Annotated in this window: 15 protein-coding genes; 4 read left to right on the top strand and 11 right to left on the bottom strand. The window is 57.3% G+C overall.

The features are described 5' to 3' along the window. Positions 1–67 precede the first annotated feature (67 nt). From H3V53_RS11890 to H3V53_RS11880, 3 genes are read right to left on the bottom strand one after another with little or no spacing between them, the layout of a single operon-like run. Positions 68–1,381, bottom strand: a complete 1,314-nt coding sequence (locus tag H3V53_RS11890; RefSeq protein WP_336598066.1) for an NAD(P)H-dependent oxidoreductase — start codon at positions 1,379–1,381, stop codon at positions 68–70. A gap of 36 nt (positions 1,382–1,417) precedes the next feature. Continuing rightward, complete coding sequence (locus H3V53_RS11885) at positions 1,418–2,227, bottom strand: hydroxypyruvate isomerase family protein (protein WP_336598065.1); 810 nt, start codon at positions 2,225–2,227, stop codon at positions 1,418–1,420. Positions 2,228–2,234: 7 nt separating this feature from the next. Next, a complete protein-coding gene (locus H3V53_RS11880; protein WP_336598064.1) occupies positions 2,235–2,648 on the bottom strand; it encodes a cupin domain-containing protein in 414 nt (137 codons plus the stop codon). A gap of 284 nt (positions 2,649–2,932) precedes the next feature. Between H3V53_RS11880 and H3V53_RS11875 the strand changes: the two genes are divergently transcribed. Then, positions 2,933–3,844, top strand: a complete 912-nt coding sequence (locus H3V53_RS11875; RefSeq protein ID WP_336598063.1) for a LysR family transcriptional regulator — start codon at positions 2,933–2,935, stop codon at positions 3,842–3,844. A gap of 433 nt (positions 3,845–4,277) precedes the next feature. Here the strand turns inward: H3V53_RS11875 and H3V53_RS11870 are convergent, their stop codons facing one another. From H3V53_RS11870 to H3V53_RS11850, 5 genes are all read right to left on the bottom strand, one after another. Continuing rightward, on the bottom strand, positions 4,278–4,907 hold the full coding sequence (locus H3V53_RS11870; protein ID WP_336598062.1) for a hypothetical protein: 630 nt from the start codon (positions 4,905–4,907) through the stop codon (positions 4,278–4,280). A gap of 78 nt (positions 4,908–4,985) precedes the next feature. Beyond that, the gene (locus tag H3V53_RS11865; protein ID WP_336598061.1) at positions 4,986–5,270 is read right to left on the bottom strand and encodes a hypothetical protein; all 285 of its coding nucleotides are present in this window, start codon (positions 5,268–5,270) and stop codon (positions 4,986–4,988) included. A gap of 74 nt (positions 5,271–5,344) precedes the next feature. Then, the gene (locus H3V53_RS11860) at positions 5,345–5,827 is read right to left on the bottom strand and encodes a TIR domain-containing protein (protein ID WP_336598060.1); all 483 of its coding nucleotides are present in this window, start codon (positions 5,825–5,827) and stop codon (positions 5,345–5,347) included. A gap of 2 nt (positions 5,828–5,829) precedes the next feature. After that, positions 5,830–7,266 (bottom strand): SIR2 family protein, encoded by a 1,437-nt coding sequence (locus tag H3V53_RS11855; RefSeq protein WP_336598059.1) that lies wholly within the window; start codon positions 7,264–7,266, stop codon positions 5,830–5,832. Positions 7,267–7,327: 61 nt separating this feature from the next. Beyond that, positions 7,328–7,825, bottom strand: coding sequence for a toll/interleukin-1 receptor domain-containing protein (locus tag H3V53_RS11850; protein ID WP_336598058.1), 498 nt, complete (start codon positions 7,823–7,825; stop codon positions 7,328–7,330). 738 nt (positions 7,826–8,563) lie between these two features. Between H3V53_RS11850 and H3V53_RS11845 the strand changes: the two genes are divergently transcribed. From H3V53_RS11845 to H3V53_RS11835, 3 genes are all read left to right on the top strand, one after another. Further along, entirely contained in the window at positions 8,564–9,670 is a 1,107-nt protein-coding gene (locus tag H3V53_RS11845; protein ID WP_336598057.1) for an IS5-like element ISBph2 family transposase, read from the top strand. 1,587 nt (positions 9,671–11,257) lie between these two features. Continuing rightward, positions 11,258–12,313 (top strand): hypothetical protein, encoded by a 1,056-nt coding sequence (locus tag H3V53_RS11840; RefSeq protein ID WP_336598056.1) that lies wholly within the window; start codon positions 11,258–11,260, stop codon positions 12,311–12,313. Positions 12,314–12,396: 83 nt separating this feature from the next. Beyond that, a protein-coding gene (locus H3V53_RS11835) for an IS5 family transposase (RefSeq protein WP_336598055.1) occupies positions 12,397–13,208 on the top strand; the annotation gives its coding sequence in 2 pieces (ribosomal slippage) (positions 12,397–12,745 and positions 12,745–13,208; 813 coding nt in all). 497 nt (positions 13,209–13,705) lie between these two features. Here the strand turns inward: H3V53_RS11835 and H3V53_RS11830 are convergent. The 3 genes from H3V53_RS11830 to H3V53_RS11820 all read right to left on the bottom strand — a co-directional run bounded on the left by H3V53_RS11830 (position 13,706) and on the right by H3V53_RS11820 (position 16,444). Beyond that, complete coding sequence (locus tag H3V53_RS11830; RefSeq protein ID WP_336598054.1) at positions 13,706–14,434, bottom strand: hypothetical protein; 729 nt, start codon at positions 14,432–14,434, stop codon at positions 13,706–13,708. A gap of 97 nt (positions 14,435–14,531) precedes the next feature. Continuing rightward, positions 14,532–15,638, bottom strand: a complete 1,107-nt coding sequence (locus H3V53_RS11825) for an IS5 family transposase (protein ID WP_419539474.1) — start codon at positions 15,636–15,638, stop codon at positions 14,532–14,534. A 215-nt stretch (positions 15,639–15,853) separates the two neighbouring features. Next, complete coding sequence (locus tag H3V53_RS11820; protein WP_336598052.1) at positions 15,854–16,444, bottom strand: IS607 family transposase; 591 nt, start codon at positions 16,442–16,444, stop codon at positions 15,854–15,856. Between the last annotated feature and the right edge of the window lie 222 nt (positions 16,445–16,666).

The following is a 16,666-nucleotide window of genomic DNA, read 5'->3' as shown; positions in this document are numbered from 1 at the left end:
CCAATATTGGTTATTGTCCGTCCTGCGTCAAACCTCCACCGCAAGGCACGGTGCCCGCCGGTGTTTATCAGGCAGGCTGTGGTACGAGTGCAAACTCGAGTTCCATTGCCCGCCGATATTGGTAAGCGTCGTCATCCTCTTCTACCTCGACGTCATCCCAGGTCAGACACTCTCCCCTCTTCACCGGTCTGACGACTTTCCATCGCGAAGCGAGACCAATTGGCAGCGCACCAACTCGCAGACTGTCCGATGCGGGCATGAGTTTGCCCCAAACCAGATATCCCCCTTCACCGTCGAGTTCTTCGCCAACCGCCAGATCGCGTTTAGCAGTCGCAACAACGTCTGCGACGAATCCGTGCGGACATCCCGTTGACTCCTGGCGCAACGCGGCTGCGAAAATAGAGACATTGAGCTCGAGTCCAATGAGATGGAACGGTCGATACAACGCTGCCAGCTTGCCGCTCTCGTCGGTCTTTACGCCATACTCCCGAAAGCACCGCATGGAATATTCGTTAGGCGCCTCGAAGACAACATACACGCCCCATCGCAAATTGCCGGGGATTACGGTTCCATCGCGCTCAACGCTCGAAACAACCTCGACCTGGCCACGATGATGCAATGTGCGTGTGTTGAGAACGCTTACTAGTTCGTCAGCAGCAGCTGGCGGAAATGCAAGTCCAGTTGGCGCCGGTGTGAGGCCCGTAGCGTTTGCAACGGCCGCCATCTCAATCGCCGCCTTCGTTCCGTCGATGAACGAATTAAACATCTGGGCGTTCATTCCCCCCTTCTTCGCATCTTCCGGGTTGACTCCCCGGTTCTTCCAAACGTCGTCTGGAGTCGACGCGTGGAAGGACGGCAAGTATCGCGTTCCTTTGCCTGCTGCAATCACTTCAAAGCCGCAGTTGCGTGCCCACTCGACCATCTCGCATACAAGCGCGGGCTGATCTCCGTAGGCAAGTGTGTATACGACTCCCGCATCGCGCGCCTCCCGCGCGAGCAGTGGACCCGCCAGCACATCAGCTTCGACATTCACCATGACGATATGCTTGCGTGCGACGATGGAGGCACGCGCATGTCGAATCCCTGCCGCTGGATGTCCCGTCGCCTCGACGACAACATCAACATCACCCGATTCGATAAGGTTTATTGCGTCAGCCGTGAATTGCACGCCCGCGATTTGTTGTTCGCTCCAGCCGACGTGGAGGCATGCCTCTTGAGCCCTGTCGATCGAAAGGTCGGCAATAACCGTTACCTTAAGACCGACGGTTGTCGGCACCTGAGCGAGGAACATTGACCCAAACTTGCCGGCGCCGATCAGTCCAACTCTGACTGGACGGTCCGAAATTTTCGCTCTCTCACCGAGTTTGAAGATGAAAGTCACTTGATACTCTCCTTGTCAGCACGCGATGGCGGGTTGTCAGGAAGATGCCCCAACGCGCAGTCTGGATCGGTCAATGAACTGATTTATTGCAGCAAGACACTGCGAGACACTCTGTTGGTTACGAAATTCAAGACCAACTGCCCCGCAATAGTCGGATTGATGGAGCTGATCAAAGAACCTCGCCCAGCCGATGTTTCCCGTGCCAGGCTCGGCACGTCCGGGACAATCAGCGATCTGAATATGGCCAACATGAGTCGCCCGGCGCGAAAACTCCGCCATGCAATCAGCTCCGGACATTGCACAGTGGTAAGTGTCGAACAGCATTTTCAGATTCGGGTTTCCGACAATCGCTATAAGCGATGCTACGTCGTCGAGAGACCGGAGAAAGTAGCCCGGTACATCGATCGGGTTTAGCGCTTCCACAACAACGGTTATGCCTGCGTTGCCCGCTTCGCCGGCCGCCCACACCATATTTTCCAGCCACACCGCTTGCGCCGCGTCGTGGCTTTCCTGGTCAACAACACCAGACAAAACATGGATCAGGCCGCAGTTCAACGTGTGCGCATACTCCAGACCCTGGAGAAATGCGCTACGAAACGCGTCGCGTCGCCCGGCGACAGCGGCCAATCCGCGCCGCGCCGGCTCAGAACCGAGTGGCCCATTGATGAGGGTTACCGCCTGATCGAGGCTGGCAAGCGTCTGCTTCACCTCGCGCGCCGGAAGCTCGTACGGGTATTGCAGCTCCACGAAGTCAAAGCCTGATGCGGCTGCCAGCTCAAATCGCCGCGCAAGCGGAACTTCAGTGAAAAGTGTTGACAGGTTCGCACACAGCCTGTTCGCGTTCATCGGCGTATCAGGTCTTGACCATCATGTCCTTTGCGGACAGATGTTCAACTTCCTCGTCGCTGCCTTCGAACGTTCGCGTGACACGAGACGCGGCGTAAATCCACAGGATGCGCATGGAAGAATTCCCTTTGTTCCTGAAGGCGTGGACCACGCCGCCCGGGATATACGTGCTGTCGTACTGTTTGAGTGGCGTGATTTTCCCATCGATTTCGACTTCGCCCACTCCCTCCAACAGCGTTACCTGTTCGTCGCAGTTATGCTTATGCAGCGGCGCTCCCTTGCCTACCGGGTAAACGCTCATACCGGTTGTGAAACGCGATTCCGGCGCCGTGAACTGAGTCGCGAGTGGTGTCGTTGTGACGCCTCCTCCTCGGCTGATAGTCGGCACGCTATCGACACGAAAAATGTGGATTTTACTCATACGCTTGTCTCTATTTTTTCCGCCGCCTTCATCGAACCTGTCAATGACGTCGGCACAACGATTAGATGGATGTTAGCAGCGTGTCGTCCGAAGATTTATGCCGATATGGATGCACCTATGCCAAAAGATTATGGGGCAGCCTCACGCAGAAGGCCGGCACAACCGCCGGCGGCATACAGGAATATCCCGATTGCCTTGAGCCGTTGGGCACTGGAGCATTTTGGACCGGTTGACCGGTTATGGATGAGCGGCGTACAACAACAAAATCAAACGAGGGAGACTCGGTGAAATTCAAGTTGCGACAGATGGAAGTATTTCGCGCCGTGATGCTCACCGGCACAGTAAGTGGCGCGGCGCGCATGCTATATGTTTCGCAGCCTGCTGTCAGCAGGCTACTTAATCATACCGAGACGAGTCTGGGCATCAAACTGTTTGAGCGAACGGGCGGCAAACTTCTTCCTACGTCAGCCGCGACGTCGCTCTTCGAAGAAGTACAGCAAGTATACGATGCGGCTCTGAGCGTCGATCGCTTTGTGGAACATTTGGCGAGCCGATCTACCACCGAAATTGGCGTTAGCTGCAGTCCAAGTCTCGGCTTGAGCCTGATGCCACGTGTTATCGAGCTCTTCACCCAGCGCAACCCCAAGACTCGCATCAGGTTCCACACCACGCTTACAAAAGACGTTCCAAATGAGCTGCTTAGCAAACAAATCGACCTTGCGGTCACGGTACTACCGCTGAACAACCCGAATCTGACTGTGGAAAAACTCGGAACTGGGAAAATGGTCTGCGCAATGCCAGATAATCATCCTCTGGCAGCCCGCAAAACTATCACGTTTGACGATCTTGGTACGCACAAGACGATCTTTCTGTCTCCGAGCATCGCCTTTGGCAGGCTCATTCGCTCCACGCTCGAAGCGCACGGGGTCGACATCACGCCTACCATCGATGTTCCCAGAGCTGAACTCGCATGCGCGCTCGCGAAACGCGCACTCGGCGTAGCAATTGTTGACGAATTCTCTGTTGCCAACGATCTTTGGGCAGGATTGGTAGTCAGGCCGCTCGCGGCAACAATCAGCTTCAATGTCAATCTTGTTTGTGCGAAATTTTCGGTACAGTCGCGCACAGCGGAGCAATTTATTGGAATTCTTCGAGAGTGCATGCGCCTCCATCAGGCTGAGAAACCTTTTGCCTGAGTAATCACTGCCTCCTGCCGTTAGTTTGAAAATGTACAAATCTGCTCATGCAGTTTGTCATCGCAGGGCAAACGGTCGCCCCTGCTGAGGGGAACGGTGTTTCCACCATTACCAGTGGTGCCTTTCGCACTCCGGCGCGGCAAGCCGCGCCGTGTGGCGAGCCAGCGCTCGCGCACCACACCTCTACACGCTGCATGAACGCTGCGCCAGCCGGTCACACGCGAATCCCCGCTTTTCCTTGCAGGTAGCTCGTGGGCGTACTGGTGGCCCCGCACCGGTACACGGACAACCGTATCGGTGTGAGGCAAACGCTCAGTCAACTTCTGTTCGCGGCGGGCGATAACGCCCGCTGCGGCAGCATGCACACTCCAGCCTCGTCGCGATGCGTACTTCGCCGCACCGACGGTCGACCTATAGCCCGAATCAATCAGAATCAGTTCGACACCTGCGCGGAAGCACTTCGCTTTGAGCAGTTGCCGGTATTTTGCATAGCGAAACCCAGAAAGCATCCGTGCTCTTTTCGGGCTGAGCTGCGCCATGCTTTCTTTTTTGCCGCGAAATCGAGCTCTTCTGCGATGAGGGGTTTCAGTTCATCCTTCGCCCACCCCACCGCCGCCGATAGCGCATCGGAAAGCACCGCCTCGCGGTGGCCCGACGTGGCGTCTTCCCGAAGCAGTGCAAAGCGCTTCGTGCGTAACAGGTGACCGAACGGATCAGTCTCGGCGACCGCCAGATGATCAACGTTGAAGCCGCCCCCCACGGCACCATGCTGCACGTCCAGCGTCACCCGTCGGGCCGGCGCGTGATCGAACGAGACAAATGCCCGCCAGTGCTGCCCTTCCCAGTGCAGACGCGAGGTTAACGTGACGTTCGCATCCAGTGCCTCGGCCAGCGCCACGCGGTCCTGATTGAAGTCCAAATTGCCAATGGTCAGGTACTTGCGCTCGCCCTTGCTACGCAGGCGATCCAGTATCCGCATCTTGAGATCGTATTGACCGCCTGCAACCTTGCGGAGCTGACACAGCTGGTTGTCACCCGTCTCGTCCTTCGAGCCGACGAACAAGATCTGATGGGAGCGACTGTCCTGCCACGCTAGCCGCCATGCGTCATGGTCCCTGAAATCCGAGACCGCCAAGTGTTGCTACTGGTCAAGCAGCTTGCGCGTGCCAAAGCAGATGCCCGGCACGTTCGCCGCGAGGCGGCGTTCGACAATGGCGCGCTTTTCCTGCAGGCGCGCTAATGCCACGCCACTGCGATGCGTGATGCGACGAAGCTTCGCCTCGTGTTGCGGATGCATCCGCAGGCGGTCGGCCGCGACCTCTGTCAGGCTTTCGCGACGTGTATCGAGCTGGCGCTGCTGGCGGCGGATCGCCTTGAGCAGCTCTTTGTGCTCCGTATCCAGCAGCTCGCGTGTACCGCCGAGCAAGCAAGAAACTCGATGCGTCGAGGTGGCGGACCGCGACCTGCTCCCACTCCCCCTATTTGCTGGATCCGTGCGCGTTATTTCGACTGGTCGGCGATTGCTGCCTCGATCCACTTCGACAGGTTTGCCTTGATATCCCCGTAGGCATCGCTCGCTTTGGGGTTATAGACGCTCGGCTTTCCGACAACTATGCCATTTCGCTTAAAAGTGATCTGGTCAAAGGGGTTTGTACCCTGTGAGCAAGTTCCGTTATTTGGGCATTTCAGATTGTGTATGTAGATGCCCAGTAGCGCTTTGCCGTCGGCCCATGCCTTCTTGATTTCGTATTGAACCCAAGGCCGGAAAGCCGTTTTCTCGCCAATCAGGACGATCACGCACGACTTACCCTTCATGTTGTCGTCGATCCAGTCCTCCACACCACTCTTCCCCTTCTTGAGCTCTTCCCACTTATTCGGTGTAACGGGCTCATTGCCTTCAACGACACCCATCTGCCGAACCTGTTGCACGCGCATCACGTCATTGTCGAAGTGGAAGCTATAGAAAATCTGGCGTTTGGTCATGGTTATTTTCCCAAGGTCTTAACAATATTGACTACTTTCAAAACAAGGTCTTCAGGCTTCAAACTGCTGTCTCCGAGCTCGCCAATCAGGGGTATCAACCAGTCGAGCCCTGAATAGTAGGTCGCGGGACTGCCCATCACCCGCTCCCAGATTTCTTTCGCGGCGAAGCCGGTTGCTCCAACCGGAATCGGTACGATGCCTTTCTCGACAGCGATTTCGAACTCCCTGATCATGCCGTTTGCGCAAATGACCGCGCCGGGAGTCGTCGGGTCGAGCTTGTTGCCAAATACGAAAATAGCAATCCCTGCAAGGGAAAGCATGCGCTGGCGGTATTCTTCCCACAGCACTTTGAGGTCGGTCGAGCTGCTCGCAATCTGCGGAAACGGTCGCATGATCAGCTGGTCTTCGGAGAATTTCTCCGGGTTGGTGTAGATTGTCTCCAACGCCCCGTTGATAACAGCGCTTCCGATCCCCCATCCGAATCCACTGACCACGCGAAAATTCGTCGCCACCAGTTTGGCCGAAAGTTGATGTATGAACCCGAGTGCTTCGTCTCGGTTCCAGGCGCCATATTGTTCCGCACTGCCTGCAAAAAACACCGTCTTCTTCAAGAACCGAGCTTCGATTTCCTTCAAGATCTTGGGAATATCGGCATAATCCTCGACAAGCAGAGTTTGAATCCCGAAGCGTTTCAGATCGTCTATTCGCAACTCCTGCTTTCTGACCTTGTACCTGACAAGCTCTTCATCGTCGCCGGCTGTACCTGTCTCGCGACGCATGAAGCAATAATGATCGCGTTTTGTCTTGGTATGCAGGCGACTCAGTACGTAGTCGAGATTCGGATCGGTGAAGCTGAATCCGATGAACAGGAACGTCTTCGATACCAGATCACCGCTGAGTGCCGTCACGAAAGGTGCATGATTCTCGTAGTATCGCTCATACTGCTCCTTGTACAACACGGCATCAGCTGGCACTGTTACGTCGCCGTGCATCTTGTAAACAACGGCGTCCCGCTTCGGGCGTGTCGTGTTCAACTGCGAAATGTTGTGCTTGACGTCAGCGACTTTGGACGCCTTTTTCAGCGCATCTTCGATCAACGAATCGTAATTCGTCGTCCAGTAGGTCCCGATTGGGAGCCGTGCAAGGATTTGGTGCGCCTCGGTCGCCTCGGCCTGCTCAGAAAACTCCTGGAGGATTTTTCTCGCAAGCTTTGCAGGCCCCTTGAGATGGTTGACGTGAAACTGCGCGAGTGAAATCAGGTCGTGCTCGCGTTCGACCTTCAGACCCACCTCCAAAGCGATATCACGCAGCAGTTCGGGCCAGTCAACATAACCCGCCGATTTTGACATTCCCGCACCGGCGAAGACTGCCGCCGTGTTATTGCCGATGTCCTGAACGAATTCCTTGACGAACGCTTCGATTTCTCTGCCAAATTCCATCTTCGTGACCTTGATGACTTGTTGTTATCAAACTAGCAGGGCTCCGCCCCTGCTTGTAGCTTCAGAGAAAACTCAAACCACGCCCCTGCCGTGAACCCGCTTCGAAAAACTGCAAACGCCCCAAGCTCGTCGGGTCCAGATGCCGGTAGAGCTGCAGGTATTCGTTGCCATAGTGTCGGCCGCGATCGTCCTCCGTCGGTATCACAACGATCCTGCTCGGATCCTTCTTGCCATCTGCGATCCCGATTTCCCACGGACACCATCGTGATCCAGCTGAATTCTCCGTTGCGAGGTACAAGAACCAGTCGGACGCACTGATGCGCAACTGAATTTTTCGAGCCGTCTCCCGGTCGGGAACGGGCGGCATGCTATGGTCTTGCCAGTCGATGTACAGACTCCAGCCTTCTTCCTTCAACAATTGTTGCAACCCTTCCGCCAAGTCCCGGTCGACGTGGCTATGGCACAGAAATGCTGTCTTCTGACCAGGCAGCGGTGAAAAGCTTTTTCGTAATGGCGAACGCTGCACTGCGCGCCGCAAGATATTTTGGGTAATAGGCATTCGAAGCGAGAAGAACGGATAACGATGAACCTCAAAGTGCTCGGCACGATGGGAGGGGCTGTGTCTGTGCGTCAGACGATACGCCGACCGATGCTCACCTGCGTAACGATGACCGGTACACCTTTATGGCTCGCGCCTCTCAGCGCCAATCAGCCGCTGTCGGCCGCTAACGATGGACGCCAACCACAGAACAATTTGCCGACTATATCGCCATTCGGTAAAAACAGGAAGCGGATCTACCTATTTTCTTGTCAATGCCGCATATGCTTTTGTCAATTGATGTAAAAGGACGAACAAACTTTATTTATTGTTGGTTTTAATAGGCACAAAAATCAAATCCTGTGTTGCGACGTGAGGCGCTTGTCATCGCGTCGCTTGTAATTGACAGGGGCGACAGTCTCCATTGACGGGGGTGAGATGCCCAAGAGAGCGTCCCCCCTCTCGGCGCTCGCCGCCTTCTGAAACCCGAGCGCGACTGCTAACGCCAACAAGGGCCATTATGGTAAGCGCTATAGCGAGACCCCATTGCGCCCTTCCCCAACCACATTCTGGTTGTCGAATCACATAGGGATTAGCGTCTGTTCCCGCTTCTTCTAGCACAGTATCCGCGCCTTGCAAACCCAGTAAAATGCATGTTTCTTACCTTTAGCAGGCTGTTGAAATACCTCCCGCGCACGTCATCCGCGCGGGAGGGGTAAACGTTGAAATGAAGAATCGAACAACGATGAGACTAAAGCGATGCGCGGAGCGGACGGCTACACAGAATCGATGTTCACGATGTCCAGGCTCGATGACTTCGTTCCGGCCAATCACCCGTTGCGACCGATTCGGCTGTGGTTGAACGAAGCGCTCACTCGCATGGATTCGGTCTTCTCGCGCATGTACGAGAGCGACGCGAAGGGCGGACGCCCAAGTATCGCGCCGGAGAAGCTGATTCGCGCACTGCTGTTGCAAGTGCTGTACTCGATTCGCAGCGAACGCATGCTGATGGAGCAAATCTCCTACAACATGCTGTTCCGCCGGTTCGTCGGACTGGCGATGGACGATGTTGTTTGGGACCACTCCACCTTCAGTAAGAACCGCGACCCACTGATGGCCCATGATGTCATGGTCAGTCTGTTCAATGAGACGGTCGAGACAGCACGCGTGCGTGGCCACCTGTCGGGCGAGCATTTCGGCGTCGACGGCACACTCATTCAGGCTTGGGCCGGACACAAGAGCTTTGTGCCGAAGGTGAAGTCGGATGACGACTCGCCGCCTGACGGCGGTGCCGGCTCTCACGAGAACTGGCATCGCAAGAAGCGTAGCAACGACACGCATGAATCCAGCACGGACAGTCAGGCCCGGCTGTTTCGCAAGAGTCGTGGCACGGGCGCGATGCTTTGCTACATGGGGCACGTGCTGACTGATAACCGACACGGCCTCGTTGTGAACGCACAGGTGACGCAGGCGAATGGCACAGCCGAGCGGGACACAGCAGCCGAAATGCTTGCGGACGCCGCGCAGTTTGCCGATACGTCGATTACGGTAGGTGCAGACAAGAACTACGACACGGCCGGCTTCGTGGCGACGTGCCGCGCACACGGCGTGACGCCACATGTTGCGCAAAACAATGGCCGCGCGGGTGGCTCCGCCATCGACGGACGCACAACGCGCTGGGCCGGCTATGCCGTCAGTCAGCGCAAGCGCAAATGCATTGAGCAGGTCTTTGGCTGGAGCAAGACGGTGGGAAGAATTCGGCAGGCGATGTTTCGGGGCCTGCAACGAGTTGACCAGCTCTTCCTGTTGACTCAGGCAGCCTACAACCTAACTCGCATGCGCACGCTCGCCACGAAAGCGGCATAGGAGCGACAGGCAGCGAGGGAATGGCTTAGCGCAATCCCGGCTTCCAGCGCCGTATCCAGTGCCTCGCGGTCATAGCCGAAAGTGATTTCGTCGATGCTCGAAGCGCGGATAAGCCTTAAGATCGCAGATGATATCGCCCTCGTGACTCTCGATACGCCGGCCGGACGCCATGCATCGCCACGCCGCATTCGCGTGGACGGAGTGAATAGCGTCGTCGACGTCATCCATCGGATCGCGGCATATGAGCACCGACTGGCGAACCGAGCGGGGCCGAACTTGCAAGAGGTAGTGGCGTCCTTCGAGGGGATTTCGCCTCCGAGATAGATGCCCTCGTCCGGCACTGCGGCACCCCCCAGGACTGAGCCAACGGGTTCAGCAAATCTTGGATGCGCATGCCGCCTTACAGTGGTGGAGGACTGAGAAATGGCAGAGTCGATAGTGAGATCCAAGGGACGGACCATAGTGCCGGTAGAAGTCCGTGCAGCACTTCGTCTGCGACCGGGGACACGGCTTCATTGGTATTTGACGACAGACGGAGACGTCTTTGTCCGCGCGAAAACAATATCGGTTAGGGAGCTAGCTCAATCGGTGAAGTCCGACATGCATGTTCGCGTCGAAGACATGAATCCCTGGAGACGCTGATCGCGCTCGCCGTATGACCGTGCTAATCTGCTATACGACGCTGGCCGTAGCCCTCGCTGACGGCTGCAACGCCACGGCACCTTTCGGCAGACGAACATGCGGGGCGCTCGCTATTCTGTCGGCGTAACGTTGCAGAAAACGTCTACCTGTGCAAACTGAATAGCACGCTGAGGTGCGTCGCCGCGCCCGAAACATAGACCACGCTGCCGACAGCTTTTAACATCAAGGACTTGCCGAAGTCGCCGACAAGTTATCCACAGTGTTGCAAACAGAATCTGTGGACAAGTGGACGGAGTTGTCGAAAAAATTTCAGCCCGATGAGCGCCAGCGCTCTCAGGCGCACGGCAAGCCTGCCCCGGACCGACTCTGGCCTTTCACATCGGTGGATTGCGGCGCGTCTCGAACATTCCTTTTGTGCCCGCGAGACCTACGGCTGCAACTCCCAACACGCGGCCGGGTGCGCTCGCGCGCTCGTGACGGATCACTCGCGGAGCGGGACTGCGGGGGCCGCGTTCCCCCACATGCAGCGTGCGACGGACGAACTTCGCCCGTAACCGCGCATGTTCAAGGAATCCGCTCAGTCCGGGCAGTACCCGCTCAAAAATGAGCGGATTCTCCGCCCACGCTTGCCCGTCTACGCATGACCTGCCGGACGACAACGGCCCCTCGCGTCGGCGCACCATTCCCCTCTTCGGTACACACGCTGACGGTCGACCAAATCCTGAATTGTGCAAACAACTGACGCCAACCAGACTCCGGCGGCATGGCGCGCAGCCGCGAATCCTTCCTCATGGCCGCTAAACCGATCGCTATACGAGATTCGCTATATGAACCGTCGCCGCGCGAGCACCGCATCCGCGCGTCTCCTCTACAGACCGAGGGAGGTTCGCATGAAGGCTAAAAAGCGACGCTATAAGAGATTCACCTCAAACAGGACACAACAACATGCAATACGCCGAAGAATTCGACCTGCCGGTTCCCGAGGAAATCACATTGGCCGAGTTACTTACCGAACTGGAGAATGAAGTGACAGCCGTCGCATCGACCGACGGACGATATCTCGCTGCCTGGCAGCAGCTCACACCCGCGACGGCGCTCGAATTCCTCAAACGTCGCCGCACTGACATTGAAGAACGTTGCCAGTGGTCCGACGATGACGTTTTCGACGCCTATGCCGAGGCTGCCCCCATCTTCCTCCAGGATATGTGCCGCGTCGCCGCGTTGGTCGAGGCCGCCCTCGAAGAAAAGTCCGTAGACGGTGCGGAAACGACAACCATCTCGCACACTCGACACGACTCGCAAAAGCTGAATCCGCAGAGGCAGAATGCTACGGAGTGGTCGACGGACCTGAACGCATCGTACGACCGGATGCTGTCGCTCGCGCTGGATGTTCGAAGCACGAAGCTTGAGGCACCCGCAAGAATCACGAAATGGATCAAGGAAACTTCCAAGGCCATTGAGCAAATCAGAGCGAGCGAATACGCGAACCGAACGGCTTACTTGGTCAGGGATACGCAGCTTCCTTCGTCTTTGCAAACTGCCACGTATCGGAAACATGTCGCCATCAAGGTACCCGACGCATGGATAACCGAATGCGCGCCATATTTGAGGCACGATGCCCCTTCACTTGCTGTGGTACAACGGCCGCATGCGGCACCAGTCCTCGTGCTAGAACTCGCGTCAGGTACGGTCCGGTTGGACGCGAACCGACTTGCAAGCTATCTTCTCGAGTTTGATACTGAGCTTCCCGTGCTCTTTATCGCGAGCGACCGGTGCTGCCTGGCGGTGCACCGGTTTAACAGCCTGGTCGATGGAGCAATCATCCGAGATGCGGTGTGTCGGCCGGACTCACACGAGCTGCTTCCTCGACGAGACAGGTTGGCGCGGCTGACGGACGGCTCGACCTTTCCCGCCGAAGAACGATTCAGCGTTTTCGACGCTTTGCTCACAGAACGGCCGCTAACCGATGACCCGGACGAACTCGAGGAAATCCCGTTCTAAGAACCTTTAACAAAATGATGCAGGGGCTGTTAACTCGCAGCGATTGATGTTAACTTCATCATTGTTTCGGTAACGGAAAGGACATGGCCAAGCCGATACTCGATGATGAGCTGTGGGCACTCATTGAACCCCTGCTGCCCCCACCCAAACCACGCCGTTCACGCTACCCCGGACGCAAACCACTCGGTGACCGGGCAGTGCTCACCGGCATCCTGTTCATCCTGCAGACTGGCCTGCGCTGGGACCTGCTGCCACGCGAGATGGGTTGCGGCAGCGGCATGAGCTCCTGGCGCCGTCTGCGCGACTGGCAGGCCGCCGGCGTCTGGGACCGACTGCACGAACTGCTTCTTGCAAAGCTACGCGAAGCGGACCGCATAGACTGGTCGCGCGTGGTCGTCGACTCCTCCTCGATCCGCGCGGTTGGTGCGGGTCAAAAACGGGACCCAATCCCACCGACCGTGCGCGACCAGGTTCAAAGCACCACCTCATCACAGAAGCGCAAGGCATCCCGCTCGCGGTAATCCTCACTGGCGCCAACCGCCACGATGTCACCCAGCTTCACGCGCTGGTTGACGCCATCCCGCGCATCGCCGGCAAACCTGGCCGCCCGCTTTCGAAACCCCGGATCGTTCAAGGCGACCGAGGTTACGATCACGACAAATACCGCCGTCCGCTACACGCTGCCGGCATCGACACTGAAATCGCCCGACGAGGCGAACCTCACGGCAGCGGACTGGGCAAAACCCGCTGGGTCGTCGAGCGCACCATCTCCTGGCTTCACAACTTTCGACGGCTGCGCATCCGCTTCGAACGTCTTGCATTCATCCACGAAGCCTTCATGAAAATCGCATGCTGCATCATCTGCTGGAGACGACGGAAAACGTCATTTTGTTAATGCCTGTAAGAAGAACCACACGGCTGACGCGCATGCAGAGCGGTACCGGGGCCCGTATCGCCCCGGAGGCCGCACGGAAAAATGAGCCAGTTCGAAGCGACGATGCAAATCGTCGCTTTTTTTCGTACACGGTAATGGGCGGACTGCTCGACGCTCGCCTAGCCCGCAGACAGTGCGTACGTTCAAAGCCGGGCGTACTGCACGCACTCACCGCGTGCAGCCTCAGTCGCAGGTACTATCCGTTCCGTCGATACGACTTGCGAGCTTCTCCCTCAATTGTCGCTTACGTTCGAGCCAAACCTTGCTCAGCTGTTTCGCAGTGACACGCGTCACGGAGGCAGACTTATCGAATACGCGCCGATATTTGATTGATGGCTCTTTGTCAGTTCGCAGCATTGTTTTCTCCCTCAGCAGCATGAATCTTCGCCGCCCAATCACTGGTTAAAAATTGGGCGACGAATGGTTCCTCGCACCACTCAGCCACGACCCTCAAGAAGCTAGAAAATAGTCGGTCCAATTTCAATAATGGAAACGGTCCGTCGAATATCGCGTGGGTGACAGGTGAAGAAGCCGGCCTGCAGCAGCGCTTCGCGCCCGAGGTCGACCGTCCGCACGACGAGATCCGTCGCCTGCAGCGGCACATCGACCGGCAGCGCCGCGCGAACAATCCCGCTAACTACCATCCCGATGGTCGCGCGAAGAAGGGCTGCCGTAACTGGGTCCGCGCGCTTCGGCAGTCGAAAGCCGAGCGACGACTCGCAGAGGTGCATCGGTATGAGGCGGACGTGCGCAGGCAGGCGCACGGGCGCGACACGAATTTCCTGCTCAGCAAGGCTAGGATATGGCGCGATGATGGCGTCTCTCCGAAAACCCTGCAAAGATGCTACGGACGCAGCGTCAGCGTCCGTGCACCTGGACACTTCATGAGCGAGCTGACCCGAAAGGCTGAAAGAGCTGGCGGGCAGCGTCAAATCATTGATGTGGGCCAGTTGAAGACCAGCCAGTACGACCATACGACCGACACGTCCAGGAAAAAGCCGCTGAGCCAGCGGAAGCACGTGTTCGGTGACGGTAGAGGAAGCGTTCAGCGCGACCTCTATAGTGCGTTTCTGGCAAGAAACTCCGATGGGGATACACACCAGCCACCGGTGCTTGAGAAAGCCTAGCAGGCTGTTGAAAAGCGACTTGTCGTAATGACCAAAGCAATGTTTTCGCAGGTTATCCATGCGATTTGCCGCTGAATTCCCGATGCGCCGTGCATTTTGCCGATACTCCGCTCGCGCGTGGCAGCATCGCGCCGGGTTGCGCACACATCCCGGCGGCTCATTGCGCGGCTCCTTGCGGCACCGCGTCCAATATTCGGGCCATGCGGGTCAGATTGCTCGCAACCATCGTCAACTTGAAGTGCTGGTCGACGCGCTTGATGCCGAGATAGACCGTCTGCCGGATCCGACCGACGGTTTTGCTCCAGCCGAAGTGCTCCTCGATACGCTTTCGGATGACCTGGCTGATCCGGTAGCCCGCATGCCGCGACGTGCGGCCATCGATGGCGCTGCCACCCTGCCGCTCATCGTTGCGCGCAACATGCGGTGTCACGTTGCGAGTCCGGCAATCGTTCACGAAGTCGCACGTGTCGTAAGCCTTGTCGGCGCCGACTGTCTTCGGATGACTTCCCGGCACGCAGTCGAGCAGTCGCAAGGCACTCGCGCGCTCGGCGAAACCATCCGCATGACTGACCACAGCGCCCACCACCAGTCCAGAGCGGTTCTCCATCAGGATATGTCCGTGGTAGCACAGGATGGCCGGACTCTTCCTGCTCTTCTTGAACAGGCGCGCATCCGGATCGGTGCTCGACTCATGCGTCTCATTGCTGCGCCGCTTGCCTTTCCAGTCCGTGTCTGCATTGCGTCCGCCGCCTGCCGGCGGTCCATCGTCCGAGCCGCCCTTCGCGCGGAAGCTCTTGTGACTGGCCCATGCCTGAATCAGCGTGCCGTCCACCGAGAAATGCTCTTTCGAGAGCAGGCCCCGTTTCTCGGCCAGACTCATGACTTCCGTGAAGAACGCTTCGACGACTTCATGCTCCAGCAGGCGGTCGCGGTTCTTCGAGAACACCGAGTGGTCCCACACGGCGTCCTCGATCGCCAGCCCGACGAACCAACGGAACAGCAGGTTGTAACGCATCTGTTCCATCAGCATTCGCTCGCTTCGCACCGAATAGAACACCTGCAACAGCAGCGCACGCAACAGTTTCTCCGGCGCGATCGAAGCCCGCCCGCTGTCCGCATAGATCACATTAAACAGCCCATTGAGCCGCTTCAACGCATCATTGACCAGCAACCGGATCGGCCGCAACGGATGATCCGCAGGGACAAAGTCTTCCAGTTTGACTGTTGTGAACAACGTCTCTTGCATCTCATCCATCCCGCGCATAGCACTTATCGCCCACTGTCATGAACACAATATCCATAACGCTCGGCGCTCAAAGCCCGTTTACATCGCTTCCAATTTCAACAGCCTGCTAGGCTGCACTTGAATCCTATCTGCAGCAGGCGGGCTGGTGTGTCAGTAAACCGTAAACGGCTGGCATTGCCAGCTTACAGCCCGACTTCGCGGACTGTCAGAGCGGTTCTGGGTTGTCGACTGCATCAGTCCGCCAGCGCCCGCAGGTTCTTTCGACTGCGTGAACCGTACAGCCGCGACGAAAACAAAGTCAGGATCTCGACGAGGTCTTCCGGTAGCTGCTGCTCGCGGCTTACGTCCGGGACCGCGTCCAGTACGACGACTTCGACGTGAAAGAATTCGCAGATACGGAACAACAGCTCGGTACCGAAACGCAGCAGTCGGTCTTTGGTGACCAACACCAGCCGTGCAACGCGGCCACGGAGAATGTCAACCAGCAGCCGTTGCAGTCCCTTCTTGCGATAGTTCAGCCCGCTTCCGAGGTCAGTGATCACCTCGATATCCGCTATGCCTGCGTCAGTGCAGTGCTTTTTGAGTCTTGCGGCCTGCGTTTTGAGTTGTTCCGCCTGGTCGTGTGAGGAAACACGCGTATAGCAGACCGTCTTGCCGGTTGCGGCAGGCCCGGTGCCGGCCAGGGTCTGCACAGTATCGTGCTGGTACCGCCGATGCCCGCCGATTGTCCGGCAAGACGGCATCAGTAGTCCCTGCCGATGCCAACGTCGCAGTGTACCTACCGCTACCCCCACCGCAGTCCCACCAATCGATAACAGTCGCATGAGATATCCCCCTGATATCTCGTAAAGCGAACGTTTTTAAACGGGCAATGATCAGGTTTGCATGGATTCGGCGGTTACTGTTCTGTTCGAAACCCGGTACATAGCCAGGAGAAATCGACCTTGGAGCTAAAGTCGAAAGTGGTGTACGGGGGATTGGGGCGAAGGATTGAAGGCGGTGGAGGATTCAGCTGAGAATCTGATTGTCGAAGTCGGAAACCAGCA

The sequence above is a fragment of the Paraburkholderia bengalensis genome (assembly GCF_037126505.1).
GTDB lineage: Bacteria > Pseudomonadota > Gammaproteobacteria > Burkholderiales > Burkholderiaceae > Paraburkholderia > Paraburkholderia bengalensis.
This window is presented reverse-complemented; position numbering and strand designations above follow the sequence as displayed.

What these genes read in the sequence shown, in the direction of transcription:
- H3V53_RS11820 (WP_336598052.1), bottom strand. Translation starts at nt 16,444, where the DNA reads ATGCGACTGTTATCGATTGGTGGGACTGCGGTGGGGGTAGCGGTAGGT.
- H3V53_RS11885 (WP_336598065.1), bottom strand. Translation starts at nt 2,227, where the DNA reads ATGAACGCGAACAGGCTGTGTGCGAACCTGTCAACACTTTTCACTGAA.
- H3V53_RS11880 (WP_336598064.1), bottom strand. Translation starts at nt 2,648, where the DNA reads ATGAGTAAAATCCACATTTTTCGTGTCGATAGCGTGCCGACTATCAGC.
- H3V53_RS11830 (WP_336598054.1), bottom strand. Translation starts at nt 14,434, where the DNA reads ATGGATAACCTGCGAAAACATTGCTTTGGTCATTACGACAAGTCGCTT.
- H3V53_RS11850 (WP_336598058.1), bottom strand. Translation starts at nt 7,825, where the DNA reads ATGCCTATTACCCAAAATATCTTGCGGCGCGCAGTGCAGCGTTCGCCA.
- H3V53_RS11825 (WP_419539474.1), bottom strand. Translation starts at nt 15,638, where the DNA reads ATGCGCGGGATGGATGAGATGCAAGAGACGTTGTTCACAACAGTCAAA.
- H3V53_RS11860 (WP_336598060.1), bottom strand. Translation starts at nt 5,827, where the DNA reads ATGACCAAACGCCAGATTTTCTATAGCTTCCACTTCGACAATGACGTG.
- H3V53_RS11855 (WP_336598059.1), bottom strand. Translation starts at nt 7,266, where the DNA reads ATGGAATTTGGCAGAGAAATCGAAGCGTTCGTCAAGGAATTCGTTCAG.
- H3V53_RS11840 (WP_336598056.1), top strand. Translation starts at nt 11,258, where the DNA reads ATGCAATACGCCGAAGAATTCGACCTGCCGGTTCCCGAGGAAATCACA.
- H3V53_RS11845 (WP_336598057.1), top strand. Translation starts at nt 8,564, where the DNA reads ATGCGCGGAGCGGACGGCTACACAGAATCGATGTTCACGATGTCCAGG.